The 13,874-nt window shown below is 53.9% G+C and carries 12 protein-coding genes; 1 reads left to right on the top strand and 11 read right to left on the bottom strand.

Annotated features, from left to right (window positions below; all coding sequences use genetic code 11):
• Positions 1–33: 33 nt before the first annotated feature.
• From GJ688_RS00385 to trpE, 10 genes are all read right to left on the bottom strand, one after another.
• Positions 34–1,173, bottom strand: a complete 1,140-nt coding sequence (locus GJ688_RS00385; protein WP_155474559.1) for a prephenate dehydrogenase — start codon at positions 1,171–1,173, stop codon at positions 34–36.
• Between the two features lie 10 nt (positions 1,174–1,183).
• Positions 1,184–2,050 (bottom strand): prephenate dehydratase, encoded by an 867-nt coding sequence (gene pheA, locus GJ688_RS00380; RefSeq protein WP_155474558.1) that lies wholly within the window; start codon positions 2,048–2,050, stop codon positions 1,184–1,186.
• 187 nt (positions 2,051–2,237) lie between these two features.
• A complete protein-coding gene (aroF, locus tag GJ688_RS00375; protein ID WP_155474557.1) occupies positions 2,238–3,251 on the bottom strand; it encodes a 3-deoxy-7-phosphoheptulonate synthase in 1,014 nt (337 codons plus the stop codon).
• 306 nt (positions 3,252–3,557) lie between these two features.
• A complete protein-coding gene (trpA, locus tag GJ688_RS00370) occupies positions 3,558–4,373 on the bottom strand; it encodes a tryptophan synthase subunit alpha (RefSeq protein ID WP_155474556.1) in 816 nt (271 codons plus the stop codon).
• A 1-nt stretch (position 4,374) separates the two neighbouring features.
• Positions 4,375–5,559 (bottom strand): tryptophan synthase subunit beta, encoded by a 1,185-nt coding sequence (gene trpB / locus GJ688_RS00365; protein WP_407928925.1) that lies wholly within the window; start codon positions 5,557–5,559, stop codon positions 4,375–4,377.
• A 33-nt stretch (positions 5,560–5,592) separates the two neighbouring features.
• Positions 5,593–6,336, bottom strand: coding sequence for a phosphoribosylanthranilate isomerase (locus GJ688_RS00360; protein WP_155474555.1), 744 nt, complete (start codon positions 6,334–6,336; stop codon positions 5,593–5,595).
• A gap of 361 nt (positions 6,337–6,697) precedes the next feature.
• A complete protein-coding gene (locus GJ688_RS00355) occupies positions 6,698–7,552 on the bottom strand; it encodes an indole-3-glycerol phosphate synthase TrpC (protein WP_155474554.1) in 855 nt (284 codons plus the stop codon).
• Positions 7,549–8,637, bottom strand: coding sequence for an anthranilate phosphoribosyltransferase (gene trpD / locus GJ688_RS00350; protein WP_155474553.1), 1,089 nt, complete (start codon positions 8,635–8,637; stop codon positions 7,549–7,551). The genes GJ688_RS00355 and trpD overlap by 4 nt, the downstream gene beginning before the upstream one ends.
• A 34-nt stretch (positions 8,638–8,671) precedes the next feature.
• Complete coding sequence (pabA, locus tag GJ688_RS00345; protein WP_155474552.1) at positions 8,672–9,241, bottom strand: aminodeoxychorismate/anthranilate synthase component II; 570 nt, start codon at positions 9,239–9,241, stop codon at positions 8,672–8,674.
• On the bottom strand, positions 9,238–10,719 hold the full coding sequence (trpE, locus tag GJ688_RS00340) for an anthranilate synthase component I (protein ID WP_155474551.1): 1,482 nt from the start codon (positions 10,717–10,719) through the stop codon (positions 9,238–9,240). The genes pabA and trpE overlap by 4 nt, the downstream gene beginning before the upstream one ends.
• A gap of 410 nt (positions 10,720–11,129) precedes the next feature.
• Between trpE and GJ688_RS00335 the strand changes: the two genes are divergently transcribed.
• Positions 11,130–12,506: a S41 family peptidase gene (locus GJ688_RS00335; RefSeq protein ID WP_155474550.1), complete on the top strand. Its 1,377-nt coding sequence runs from the start codon at positions 11,130–11,132 to the stop codon at positions 12,504–12,506.
• Positions 12,507–12,618: 112 nt separating this feature from the next.
• Here the strand turns inward: GJ688_RS00335 and GJ688_RS00330 are convergent, their stop codons facing one another.
• Positions 12,619–13,725, bottom strand: a complete 1,107-nt coding sequence (locus tag GJ688_RS00330) for a Gfo/Idh/MocA family protein (RefSeq protein WP_155474549.1) — start codon at positions 13,723–13,725, stop codon at positions 12,619–12,621.
• Positions 13,726–13,874 lie beyond the last annotated feature (149 nt).

The raw sequence follows: 13,874 nt of genomic DNA, 5'->3' as shown, positions 1-13,874 counted from the left end.
AAGAATCTCCTCTTTTATTCACAAGTATTGTACTTAGAGCCGCTTGACGATAACCGCCGAGGCAGCGAGCACTTCCACGGCCCGATCGGCTTCTTCCGCTTCATAAAAACCGATCCGGATCGTGCCGCCGTCTCGCTCACGAACCCGAAGGATTTCGATGTCGGCGATATTGATCCCCGCTTCACCGAGAATTCGAGCCATGTTGCCGATGACGCCCGGTTTGTCCGGAACGGTGACGACCACTTCGTGAATGCCCGGCAGCACCCCTTTCGCTTTACCGGGAATCGCCAGGCGCACATCCCGGGCATGGCTCAAGGTGTTTTGCAGCGATGCTACTTGGTCGGTGCCATCGGAGCTGCAGCCACCGATTTCCGATTCGAGCCGGTCCAGCGCCCGGCGAAATAGACCAATCGTATGTAGAAGCGGTTCCCGGTTTGTCTTGGCGATATCGACCCACATGCGAGGATCTCCCGCAGCGACGCGGGTCGTATCCCGAAAGCCGCCAGCGGCCAACATGGGCGCCTGGGTATAACTCTTGGCGACTTCGCTCAATGTCTCCACCAGCGCCACCGCCACCATATGGGGGAGATGGCTCACCACAGCGACCATCTGGTCGTGTTCCAAGGGGGAAAGTTTGAGTACCCGGGCACCGACCGCACACATGATCGCTTTAACCGCGTCGATAGCTTCAGGAACCGTATCCCTATCGGGCGTGAGCACATAGACGGCATTTTCGAGCAGATAGCGATCGGCTCCGCGGATGCCTTTTTTCTCCGAACCGGCCATGGGGTGACCGCCTACAAAGGCGATTCCCTCCGGAAGCAACCGTTTCATTTGGTCCATAACCCAAGATTTCGTGGAACCCACATCAGTCACGATGGTTCCCGGGCGAAGGGAGGTCTTGATGGCTGCCACGATCGATGGGTAGGTGCACACCGGAGTGGCCATGATCACCAGATCGGCATTTTGGACGGCCTCAGCCATGTTTCTTTCTACTCGGTGAACGGTTTGTGTGGACAATGCTAAGGAGAGGGCTTCTTCATCCTGATCAAAGCCGATGACTTCTTCGACGATACGACCTTGCGTCAAGGCCATCCCCAAAGAACCGCCGATCAGGCCCAGTCCGATGATGGCCACCCGTTTAATTGGCGAAAGGGCGAAAGGCTGCTTCATTTCTAGGAGTTCACCCCCGGACATAACTTCCCAATACTCTCGTCAAAATGGTGAAACGGCCGATCGCGTTCAGTGCTTCCGATACTTTCCGATCGCGCTGATGGCCGGCACAGTCGATGAAAAAGAGGTATTGACCGAGTTCATACTTGGTCGGTCTCGATTCGATGCGGCTCAAATTGATCTCCCGTTCAGCAAACTCCCTGAGAATCTCATAAAGTCCGCCCGGTCTATCGCTGGGAAGGGCGCAGACGATGGACGTTTTGTCATTGCCTGTCGGCTCTGTAAGCTGCCGACCAACAACGACAAAGCGGGTCTTGTTGTTCGGACGGCTCTGCACATCGCGAACAGCAATCTCCAGTCCATATGTCTTCGCCACAAACTCAGAAGCGATGGCCCCTTTCGGCGATTCTGCCGTTGAAACCTGCAGCGCTTTTTTGGCCCCTTCGGCCGTCGAGTTCGTCGCTGTCGCCTGGGCGTTGGGAAGACGGTTTTCCAGGAAGTGACGGCATTGGGCTAACGGTTGCGGGTGGGAATAGACTTCGGTAACTTCCGTCCAGTCTACATCAGGCGGAACGAGGAAGTGATGGCACACCGGAAGGATGATCTCGCCGACGATAAAGAGCCCTGGGTTTTCAATCAATGCATCGAGGGTTTGATTGACGGCGCCTTCAATGGAGTTTTCGATGGGCAGTACAGCGGCATCGATTTCCCAGCGGTTTAAGCCCTCATAGACCATGGGTATGGTGCTATAAGGTCTCCGTGGCGTTTCCGGTAAAAAAAAAGCCTGAGCCGCTTCATCGCTGAACGTTCCCTCAGGCCCAAGGTAACCGACAGGCCCCTGGACGGAGCCTGCCAGTTTCGATTTTACATCAGTCATAGAATCTCCCTATCCTATATGTTCAAAATCCTATGCTAATACTTTACCTCAAAGTAAGAATTCAGACAAATAGTTTATCGACAGGTCTATTAAATCAGATGCCAAGGACTATCTTCTCAGCTAATGCCAAGTACCGATCATCTCAGGATTCAGCATATAGGTTACCATGAATAAGCCATAGCCACTGTTAAATGGTTCTACCCATTAATCCAGCCACTCCTCGTAGTTCATCCATCAAGGAGACGAACTTATGAGGCTTGAGCGATTGGGGACCGTCACAGAGCGCTTCTGCCGGGTTGGGATGGACCTCGATCATAAGGCCGTCAGCACCGGCGGCCAGTGCGGCCATAGACATGGGACGGACTAGCTGCCATTTTCCACAGCCGTGGCTCGGATCGACGATGATCGGCAGGTGGCTCAAGCTCTTGATGACGGGAATGGCACTCAAATCTAAGGTGTTCCGGGTAGCCGTCTCAAAAGTCCGAATCCCTCGTTCGCAGAGAATGACGTCGTAGTTGCCGCCGGACATGATGTATTCGGCAGCCATCAGCCACTCTTCGATCGTCGCCGACAGGCCCCGTTTTAAGAGGATCGGCTTATTGATCTTGGACAGTTCCCGGAGCAGGTGAAAGTTTTGCATGTTCCGGGCGCCGACCTGCAGGATATCGCTGTACTCAGCGATCAGATCGATGCTGCGGGGATCCATGACTTCCGTCACGATTAACAGGCCCGTCTCCTCGCGAGCCCGAGCCAAGAGCTTCAACCCTTGCTCTTCGAGACCCTGGAAGGCGTATGGGGACGAACGAGGTTTGAAGGCGCCGCCCCGGAGGATACGAGCGCCCGCCTTTTTGACAGCGAGGGCCGCCTCGAGCAGTTGTTCCCAACTCTCCACCGCACAAGGACCGGAGAAGACCTGGATCTGACCGCCGCCGATCTCCACATCACCGATTCGAATCACTGTATCTTCTTGCCGGAAGTCGCGGCCAGCGAGTTTGTAGGGCTGCAACACCGGTACGATTTTTTCCACACCGTCTAGACCTTCCAAGTTGGAGATGACTACCCGGGATTTATCACCGACAGCACCGATGATTGTTTTTTCAACGCCTTCGGACATGTGAATCGAAAATCCTTCCTTTTGCAGGCGCTGGCAGACCGATTCAATTTCTTGGGCCGACGCTCCCCGCTTCATCACAATAATCATGATTTTCCTCCCTTAATCCTTTACATAATTTGTCCGGTAGGAAGGTCGGGCAAACGCAGCAAAAGGGCTGATAAGAAGACAAAAAGGTACCCCAGCTGGTGGAGTACCTTCTAAAAGCCTACATTAACTCCTGCCATACTTCCGTGCTACACCCTTTAACTTTCCTACAAGCGAATCCGTCAAGCGGATTCATCATCACAAGACCATGAAAACCCATTCTACATACCCATTCCCTGGGAATGGATCGTCCTACATTTATAAATATAGCACAGCCTCCACCGGGCTGCAACCCTTCCGCCTATTGAATTATGCCAGCGCTGCCGTAATCTCTTTGGTAAACTGCCGAACTTCGGCGATGGCCTGATCCTTATCGTCTGGATGTTGGGCGATGCGCTTGACGATGGCGCTGCCTACGATGACTCCGTCTGCTTTCGGAGCCACAGCCGATGCGTGAGCGGCCGTAGAGATGCCGAATCCGAGTCCTAAGGGCAAGTCGGTCTGCTCCCGGACCCGGTTCAACAAAAGATCGACATCAGGTGGCAATTCGGTCCGGTCGCCAGTCACACCCAAGAGGGAAACGCAATAAATGAATCCCCGGGCTTTTTCGGCGATCAATTGGATCCGTTCCGGCGGCGTTGTCGGCGCTACAAGAGGGATGAGAGCGATGCCGACTTCATCGAGATAGCTTCGTAATTCGTCTCCTTCTTCCACAGGAAGGTCGGCGATGATCACCCCGTCGACTCCTGCCGCATAGGCTTCCTGGGCAAACCGTTTCAATCCCATGCGCATCAGCAGGTTGTAATAGGTCATTAAGACGATCGGCACTTGGCTGCGGTTTCGCAGTTCCTCTACCATTTTTAACACTTTCATCAAGGTGACCCCGCCGGCTAAGGCACGACAGGCTGCCTCTTGAATCACAGGACCGTCGGCGACAGGGTCGCTGAAGGGCACCCCTAGCTCGACGATGGAGGCACCGCTTGCTTCGAGTGCCAGCACCAGTTCGGCTGTCGTATTTAAATCAGGATCACCGGCGGTGATGTAGGGGATGAAGGCTGTTCGTCCCTCCGCCTTGAGCTGCTGAAAGGTATGTTCAATCCGTTCGGTACCGCCTTTTGTCGACATATCAGCCTACCTCCCCGGCAAGTGTATGAACATCTTTGTCACCGCGTCCTGACAAGTTGACGATCAACAGGTTGTCCTTGGTCATCCTTTTCGCCATTTTCACAGCATGAGCGACAGCATGGGCGCTCTCCAGCGCCGGCAGGATCCCTTCTGTCCGAGCCAGCAGGCGGAAGGCTTCCAGCGTTTCTTTGTCTGTAGCAGCCACGAATTCAGCTCGGCCCATATCTTTTAGGTAAGAGAGCTGCGGCCCTACCGAGGGGTAATCAAGACCTGCTGAGATGGAATGGGTTCCCAGGACTTGTCCGTTCTCATCTTGCAATAGATAAGACACCGCCCCATGGAGTACGCCTACCGTTCCTGCATTCAAGGAAGCTGCGTGGCGTCCCGTTTCAACGCCGTCGCCGCCAGCTTCCACCCCGATCAGGCGGACGGAAGTGTCCTTCAGAAAACCGGAGAAAATACCGATGGCGTTGCTGCCGCCGCCGACGCAAGCCAGCACCGCGTCAGGCAGCCGCCCTTCGATTTCGAGGATTTGTTCCCGAGCCTCCCGGCCGACGATAGACTGAAAATGGCGGACGATGCTCGGATAGGGATGAGGACCAGCGGCCGTACCGAAACAATAGAAGGTTTCCTGCACATTAGCCACCCAGTCTCGCATCGCTTCGTTGATAGCATCTTTCAGAGTCTGAGTGCCCGAGGAGACGGCGATCACTTTGGCGCCGAGCAGTTGCATCCGGAGAACGTTCAGGTATTGCCGTTCCACATCTTCGGCGCCCATGTATACTTCACAGGGGATGTCAAAGAAGGCGCAGGCGGTGGCAGTGGCCACACCGTGTTGACCAGCGCCCGTCTCGGCGATGACCCGTTTTTTCCCCATCCGCTTTGCCATCAGCACTTGTCCAAGGACGTTGTTGATCTTATGGGATCCGGTATGGTTCAAATCTTCCCGTTTCAGATAGATGCGAGCTCCGCCGAGGTGTTCTGTCAGCCGCTGTGCATAATAGAGCCGGCTGGGACGACCGGCATAATCGCGGAGCAGATCCTCATATTCCCGTTGAAAATCCTCATCGTCGATAAATCGCCGAAAGGCCGAATCCAGTTCTTCCAAAGCCGGCTTCAACGTCTCGGGGACAAAAGCTCCGCCGTAGACGCCAAAGCGGCCGAATTTATCTGCTTGTTCCATCATGAAGAACACCTTCTTTACGTTCTTTTTCCGCAATTAATCGATGCGACAACGAGCAGCTTCAACGAAGGCTGCCGACTTTTCCCAATCTTTTTTTCCATCTTTCTCTACCCCGGAGGCCACGTCTACGCCGTATGGGCGAATTCGCATAATGGCTTCCCGGACGTTTTCAGGGTTCAATCCCCCCGCGAGAATCATTGGGCGGTGTAAAGAGCCCTCAATTTTCGACCAGTCAAAGGCTTTTCCCATTCCCCCCAAAGCGGTCGGGCAATAGGCATCGACCAGAAAGGCGCTTACCTCATAGCTAAGGGCTGCTTGAGATAGCTGCTCCCAGTTGTCAAAGACAGTTGTCACCTTTTCGACTTGACTGTTGGAGTTACCGTTGACACTTTTTTCTCCAAGGGGATGCTCCTGAATACTGTTTTCATTCTGACTTTCCCTTGTAAGAACTTCATCGCGGAAACGGAACGCTTTGATGATCGGGTAGGACCAGCGCCGGCAATATTCCGGTGACTCACCACCGTGAAATTGCAGAACATGGAGGCGGCAGAGGGAAGCGATTTCCTCGACGCTGTATCGCGGCTCATCGGCAAAGACGCCGACGATGGAGATGAATGGCGGCAGAGCGAGGGCAATTTCCCGGGCCAGTTCGGGGTCGATATAGCGCCGGGAACCGCGGACGAAGTTAAAGGCGATGGCATGGGTGCCGGCGGCGACGGTCACTTGGGCGTCTTCATGGCTTCGTATGCCGCAGATTTTGACGCGAGGGTAGGAAGGCATTAGGAGGCCTCCTCCTGTGTTTTTGACAATTTAATATTACGAACAGAATTTAGTGGTACATTGTGGTAAATCGGGGTGTAATGACTCCGATCGCTAAGGGCTCCGCGGCTACTCGCTTGCCTGTTCCGCTAGGGCGCCAAACCTCCGGGCTTTTCTGCATGTGAACCACGGCGCCCTTAACGCTCCACAAGCTGCGCTCGCTTAACGCCGCTGCGCCCAAAACGCTCACTCCGTCATTACACCCCAGATTTTTCCCCAAATCACAATAGCCCTGTATTAAAGAATGCTTTCGATAACAATAGTCCTGTTACGAAGATAGTACCAAGGGTTGCACTGACGGTATTCATAATCAGCTGTTTGTTTACCCGACAGCCTTCCCCGTCAACTGCCGAATCGCTTCTCCCGGGTCAGCGGCGGTGACGAGAGCCTCGCCGACGAGGATGGTATCGTATCCTGCAGCGGCAGCTCGTTCCACGTCTTCACGAGTCTTGATGCCGCTTTCGGCGACTTTGACTGTGTCCTTCGGCAGTGCGGCGCCGAGCCGAAGAACCTGCTCTTTATCGACGGTCAAGGTGCTTAAGTTGCGGGCGTTGATGCCGAGGACAGGGGTCCATTGGGGATGGTTCTTCCGGTTTTGTTCGACCGCTTGAAGAGTCCACTGTAGGTCCTCTACCCCGTGAATCTCGATCAAGGGCTGCAGTTCGTATTGTAAGGCAGCGGCGCACATCTCAGCCAAGCGGGTCGGACCCAGGAAGGCGGCGATGAGCAGGCAGGCGTCCGCTCCGTAACAGCGCGCCTCTAAGATTTGATAGGGATCGATGAGAAAATCCTTGCGCATCACCGGTATGGTGACGCGACTAGATACTTCCCGCAAGTCTTCCAGGCAGCCGAGAAAATATTTTTCTTCTGTCAGCACGGAAATCGCCGAGGCACCGGCTTTTTCGTAACGGACGGCCAGTTCCCCTGCCTTGGCTTCAGGAAAAAGAGGGCCTTTGGAAGGGGATGCCCGCTTCACTTCAGCGATGATGGTGACCAGAGAGTTCTCATTTTCTTGTAAGGAACGGGAGAATTTTCGCGGGGCTGGAAGGCTGGCAATCTCCTGTTCCAATTCGGCATAAGAGACTTTTCGACGTCCCTCTTGCACCCGTTTCGCTTGAATCTCCCACATGGTCTGTAAAAACCCGGTCAGAGCTATCTCCGGCTGCAGGTCTTTCATGCACTCACCTCTTGGCTCTTTCGAGCCGCTTCTGTAGTCAACGCACTGACTCTGTTCAACAGGGCCATCGCTTTTCCGCTGTCGACAGCCTCTTGGGCGAGGTGAATAGCCGCTTGCAGGGAATCGACTTTACCGGCCACTTGTAACGCAGCGGCTGCGTTTAGCAGGACGATATCGCGGCGGGGGCCCTTTTCCCCTTTTAAGACCTCCAAGACGATTCGAGCGTTCTCCTCTTTGTCGCCGCCCTTCAGGTCGTCCATCGTACAGTAGGCAAAACCGAAATCCCGGGGATCGAGCATATCGACGGTCACCCGGCCTTCGTCCAGGGAAGCGAAATGGGTCTTTCCGGTGAGGGTGATCTCATCGAGCCCGTCCTGGCCGTGAACGATCATCGCTTTCTTCGTTCCTAACCGGTTGAGTACATCGGCGATGGTCTTCACCCGCTCGGCGCTATTGACGCCAAGCAGTTGCTGGGGGGCACCGGCCGGGTTGGTCAAGGGCCCCAACAGGTTAAAGACCGTCGGTACACCTAGTTCCCGTCGGGTTGGTGCTGCATGAGCCAAGGCCCGGTGGCACTGGGGCGCAAAGAAAAAGCCGAAACCGGTCTCCCTTAGACTCTCATACGCATAAGCTGGCGACAAATTCACAACGACACCCAAGGCTTCAAGCACATCAGCCGATCCAACTCGTCCTGAGGCGGCCCGGTTGCCATGTTTCGCTACAGGGACACCAGCGGAAGCGACGACGAGGGCTGCCGCTGTCGATATGTTAAAGGTTCCCGCTCCATCTCCCCCGGTTCCGCAGGTATCAACCATGCGCGAACGGGTCGTCTCAAAATCGGCAGGAACATATTCTTGCAATTCACTGTAAACACGCTGGCGCATCGCTCGAGCGAAGCCGGCGATTTCCTCTTCTCCTTCACCAGTCAACCGCAACGCTACCAGGATAGCCGCCAGTTGAACCGAAGGCACTTGGCCTTCCATCACCGCTTCCATGATCATCTGGGCACGCTGCTCACCGAGCCGCTCTCCACCGAGCAGGCAGTGCAGACTTTGACGGGCAATCTCCAATCCTGTTTCACTCATCTCGGCTCACCTCATCAGTTTTTTCTAAAATCGATCACTGTTTCATGGAAAGAAAATTTTTCAGTAGCCCTTTTCCCTCTGACGTCAATATAGACTCGGGATGAAACTGGACGCCTTCGACGCAAAACTCTTTATGCCGTACGCCCATGATCTCTCCCCGGTCACTGCGAGCGGTGATTTCCAGGCAATCAGGCATGGTTTCTTCTTCGATGATCAGGGAGTGATATCGAGTCGCCGTAAAGGGATTCGGCAATCCCCGGAAGACACCTTTGCCGTCATGGTGAATCGGCGATGTTTTTCCATGCATCAACCGGGGCGCTCGGATGACGCGACCACCAAAAACTTGCCCGATCGACTGATGGCCTAAGCAGACACCCAAGATCGGCACTTTTCCAGCGAACTGCTCAATTACAGCCATCGAAATGCCTGCCTCGTTCGGGGTACAAGGACCCGGGGAGATGACGATATGATCGGGAGCCAGCGCTTTTATTTCCTGCAATGTCAAGGCGTCATTGCGAAAGACGCGAATGTCCTCTTCCATTTCCCCCAAGTACTGCACGAGGTTATAGGTAAAAGAATCATAGTTATCGATCATCAGGATCAACGGAATCTCTCCTCCGCTTTGGCCAAAGCCTCAAAAAGAGCTTTCGCTTTATTTACGGTTTCCTGATACTCCATCTCTGGAACGGAATCGGCGACAATCCCGGCGCCGACCTGGATCTCCGCCTTCCCGTCCCGCATAAGGACCGTCCGGATGGTGATACAGGTATCCAAATTACCGTCAAAACTTAAGTATCCCACAGCTCCCCCGTAGGGTCCCCGGCGTACCGGCTCCAACTCGTCGATGATTTCCATGGCCCGGATTTTCGGGGCGCCGCTCAACGTCCCCGCCGGCATGACTCGAGCTAACGCTTCCAGGGCGCTTGCCGATGCTTTTAATTCTCCGGCGACGCGGCTGACGATGTGCATCACATGGGAGTAATGTTCCACTTCCATGAACCGCTCCACCCGCACAGAACCGATCTCACAGACCCGGCCGAGATCGTTACGGCCGAGGTCGACGAGCATGAGGTGTTCGGCCCGTTCTTTTTCATCTTGTAGCAATTCCTCAGCGAGGCGCTGATCCTCTTCCGCATCTTTTCCCCGGGGCCGTGTACCGGCGATAGGATGAGTTTCAACGCGCCGGCCTTCCACCCGGATGAGCGCCTCCGGCGAAGAACCGGCCATCTGCATTCCAGGCAAGTTCAGATAGAAGAGATACGGTGACGGATTCAGCGACCGCAGCGAACGGTACACATTTAAGGGATCCGTCTTCAGCGGCATGGAAAAACGCTGAGACAAGACGATCTGAAAAGCGTCACCGGCGGCAATATACTCTTTGCAACGCTCCACAGCCTGGCAAAAACTCGGCAGATCAAAGGTGGATGTAGGCTGCACTTTCCCACTTGCATCATCTGCCTTCGACTCAGTGCCGACAGAAGCCGGGAGTTCGGTAGAGCGGCGGAGCTTCTCCAACAGTTTCGCCATCTGGGATTGACCATACTGATAAGCTTCCCCATCGCCCGCTTCGGCTAGATAGACCAGCGTTCCTTGATGGCGCAGGTGATCGATGATCAAGGTGCATCGGGTGACCATCTGCACCATCTCCGGCAGTTGGCGGTCATCGACACTGTTTTCGGGGAGCTCTTCGTAATAGCGAATCAGATCATAGGAGTAATAGCCGACAGCACCGCCATAAAAGCGAGGTAGCCGGGCTGACTCTGGAATCGGTGCCACCTGAAGACCGTCGAGCCACTTCTGTAGTTCCGCTAAGGGCTCTCTACCGGCACCCCCTCGAGCACCTTCTTCCGACTGGACTAAAGGCCATGTGAAAAAGGCCATTGGCTCCGCCCCGACAAAAGAATAACGCCCGAGTACCGTACCCCGCTCCACACTCTCCAAGAGATACCCCAACCCGTCACCGACCAGCTTGCGGTACAAGGTGATAGGAGTATCTTCATCAGCGTGAAAAGATGTCCACAACGGGACATAGCGGTACTCACGGCTCAGACGTAAAAACTCATCTAGATTCATTTTATCCATTGTATGATTCACCCTCCTCCCAGCGGAGAGTGAAGCGAACTGAAAAAAGGCGCAAAAAAGACCGGCCTACCGAAGTAGACCGGTCTTTCCATACTTCAACATGAAAAAACCGCCTATGCTCCGCTCGACTCCACTCAAACTCCGCTCAACTACACTAATTCTCAACTCATTGACACCTTATCACGGCTGTATGTTTCTGTCAACCCGTTAATTTACCTGTTCAAAGGAATCTTCCACTTGCATTGTGATTGGCTTTAAATTAGTGTTAGCTTAGGGATGAATCCATTTGAGGTTCCACTGCAAAGGAGTGACTTTTCCTGAAAACTTGTAGGCCCTTATACACTATCTCTCTGTTGCTCTCGCTGACCCTTTTTCCACTTTCAGCGCAAGCAGCATCGGACAGTTCCGTTGTGCCAGAAATACGGCAGCTCTTATCGGCCTATTATGTAGATGAACCGTCCACTTCGGTGCTGCAACAGCAGACCATCGATAAAATGATCGAGAATCTCCATGACCCCCATACGATTTACCTCAGCCCAGAGAAATACAAATCCCTGATCGAAGACTTGAACCTCAATTACGCTGGGTTAGGCATGGTGATTAAAGAGACAAAAGATTATCCTATCGTCGATCACACCTTCCCTGGATCGCCCGCCGAAAAAGCCAGCTTAAAATCTGGCGACGTCATCATCAAAGTAAACAATGAGTCAACGAAGGGAATGAAGACAGAGGACGTGGCCAAAAAAGTTCGCGGCCCTGTCGGCACCACCGTCGGTCTCGTTGTTCAAAGGGTTGGAGGCAGTACGGAAGAGGCCCTGCAGCTAAAACGTCAATTGATCAATATTCCTCAAGTCGGAGGCCGGATGCTAGGCGACCAGATCGGCTACATATCCATCGACAGTTTCGGTGACCGGGCCGCCGAAGAATTTAATAGTGCCTACAAAAAACTACAAGCTTCCGGAATGAGCAAACTGATCATCGACTTGCGAGGTAACGGCGGCGGTGAAGTGCAAGCCGCCGAAGCCATCGGCGACGACATACTGCCGGAAGGGCCTCTCTATCACATCGCCGGCCGCAAGGTCGAGAAGGCCACCTACTATACAGAAGGATCCGAAAAACCTCTTCCCATGGTCGTCCTCGTCGATGACAACACGGCCAGCGCCTCAGAACTGCTGGCCGGTGCCCTTCGGGATCGGGCTCATGCCCTTCTCGTCGGTACAAAAACTTACGGCAAAGGCTCTGTACAGACGATCCTCCCCTTAGATTCGGGCGGATATTTGAAAATGACCATCGCACGCTACACCACCGCTCTCGACCACCCGGTGGACAAGATCGGTCTGCAACCGGATCAACCTGTTACATACCACCCACTACAACTGATCCGAGCAAAAGAGCTCCTCCTTTCATCTCACCAGCAAACGCTAAAACTATCGCTGGCCCAACCGACAGCCTGGCTTGACGACGAAGAAATCCCCCTGCTTAAGCCGCCTCAAATCGTCGACGACCGTGCTTATGTACCCTTACAATTTCTTGGAGAGGCGCTCGGCGGATCGGTGGACTACAGGGAAAAAGAAAAACGAGCCATCGTCACCATGGGCGGAAATCAGTTGATCATCCCCATCGCCGGAGGCGAGGTACTGCTCAATGACCGCCCTATCAAAACGATTCAGCCCTTAATCGTCCAAGATGAACAACCACAGATCCCATTGCGTCTATTGAGCGAGTCTTTAGGTTTCCGAGTGGAATACGACGGCACCAAGGGGGAGATTAGGGTCCGCAAAGTATAAGATGGCTATCGCAGAAAGACCGGATCCCTGCCCCAACGAACCCTGCGGTAGTTCAACCGCACTTGAAGTAAAGAGAAAGCCGTCCACCTCCGAAAAAGGTGGGCGGCTTTTTTTACATGATCGTCGTCGGTTGCTGTTCCTGCAAATGACCGGCACCGTAGACCGGGGAATAGTCGCTTGTCTCATCGACAGTCACCACATTCCCTTCCCGAGCTGAACGGAGGATATCGAGGATGGTCTTTGTATCACCATACTCCATTTCCGGTGGAACCGATATAGGCTCTTCGCCAGTCATGAATTTGTGGAAATTGAGCAATTCATTGTAATAGCCTCGTTGGGGACGGTACATGATCTTCTCGGCACGGCCATCGTTGTAGGTTACATTGATGGTCCCGCAGTCGCGCTCTTCCAGATAGATCATGCCCTTCGTCCCAAAGATGCGCAGTCCGATGAGAGGGCGCTGCATCTCTTTTCCCGACGAGAAGAAGGAAAATTGGCCTGTAACGCCGTTCTTAAAGAGCATATTCACACAGACCACAGAGTACGGGGAATAATCGGACTCCAAGGGAACCCCGAAGGCATGGAGCTTATCGACGGCACCGAAGATGTGCCGGAGCGCTGCCATATCGTGGACACCGGTGTCCATGATCGCACCGCCCGGGTAGTCCGGGTGCTGGCGCCATTCCGCATTGGGGAATTTATTCGGTTGGTTCAGTTCACAAGGAAAACAAGCGACTCGGTTCTGCATGAAATAGACCACGTCACCGATGCGCTTTGTCCTGACCAAATCCCGAATTTTATCAATCTCTTCGTTATAGCGATAGTTTTCGGCGATGAGCACGGGAACATTGTATTTTCGAGGAAGCTCGGCATGAGCGACAGCCTGATCCAGGGTAGGTGCCAAGGGTTTTTCACAGATGATGCCTTTTGCGGTTCCTGAAATCGCCTTGGCCACATCTTCGGTGACCTTGTAGTTCAAGCTGATCGGAACCATGATATCGATCACATCCAGATCGTCCCGCAACACCATCGGGCGATAATCGGTGTAGACATCCTGCTCACTCAAGCCTAAACGCCGGGCCCAAGACTGCGCTTTATCTTTGACCGTATCACAGAGCGCTTTGATCTCATAACGATCCTTCAGCTCTTGAAAGGCTGGATAATGAAGTTGTTCGAAAGCCATGCCGACTCCGATGATCCCAACACGCAGTTTTTTCATTTTCTTTCCTCTCACCTATTACCCTTAAGTAGTCCTTGCGTAATGAGACAATATGATTCTTCTCACCTTCGGCCCCGTTGTTGCCTTTGCCTCCTTATTGAGCTTGGTCCGGTTCCTGAAAGCTCGGTGCATGGGGATGATAGACATCG

Source organism: Heliobacterium mobile (assembly GCF_009720735.1).
Taxonomy (GTDB): Bacteria; Bacillota; Desulfitobacteriia; order Heliobacteriales; family Heliobacteriaceae; genus Heliobacterium; species Heliobacterium mobile.
This window is presented reverse-complemented; position numbering and strand designations above follow the sequence as displayed.

Coding starts and splice junctions, on each gene's coding strand:
- trpE (WP_155474551.1), bottom strand. CDS start 10,719: ATGGATAAAATGAATCTAGATGAGTTTTTACGTCTGAGCCGTGAGTAC.
- GJ688_RS00360 (WP_155474555.1), bottom strand. CDS start 6,336: ATGCCTTCCTACCCTCGCGTCAAAATCTGCGGCATACGAAGCCATGAA.
- pheA (WP_155474558.1), bottom strand. CDS start 2,050: ATGACTGATGTAAAATCGAAACTGGCAGGCTCCGTCCAGGGGCCTGTC.
- GJ688_RS00330 (WP_155474549.1), bottom strand. CDS start 13,725: ATGAAAAAACTGCGTGTTGGGATCATCGGAGTCGGCATGGCTTTCGAA.
- trpD (WP_155474553.1), bottom strand. CDS start 8,637: ATGAGTGAAACAGGATTGGAGATTGCCCGTCAAAGTCTGCACTGCCTG.
- GJ688_RS00385 (WP_155474559.1), bottom strand. CDS start 1,173: ATGAAGCAGCCTTTCGCCCTTTCGCCAATTAAACGGGTGGCCATCATC.
- aroF (WP_155474557.1), bottom strand. CDS start 3,251: ATGATTATTGTGATGAAGCGGGGAGCGTCGGCCCAAGAAATTGAATCG.
- trpB (WP_407928925.1), bottom strand. CDS start 5,559: ATGATGGAACAAGCAGATAAATTCGGCCGCTTTGGCGTCTACGGCGGA.
- GJ688_RS00355 (WP_155474554.1), bottom strand. CDS start 7,552: ATGAAAGACCTGCAGCCGGAGATAGCTCTGACCGGGTTTTTACAGACC.
- trpA (WP_155474556.1), bottom strand. CDS start 4,373: ATGTCGACAAAAGGCGGTACCGAACGGATTGAACATACCTTTCAGCAG.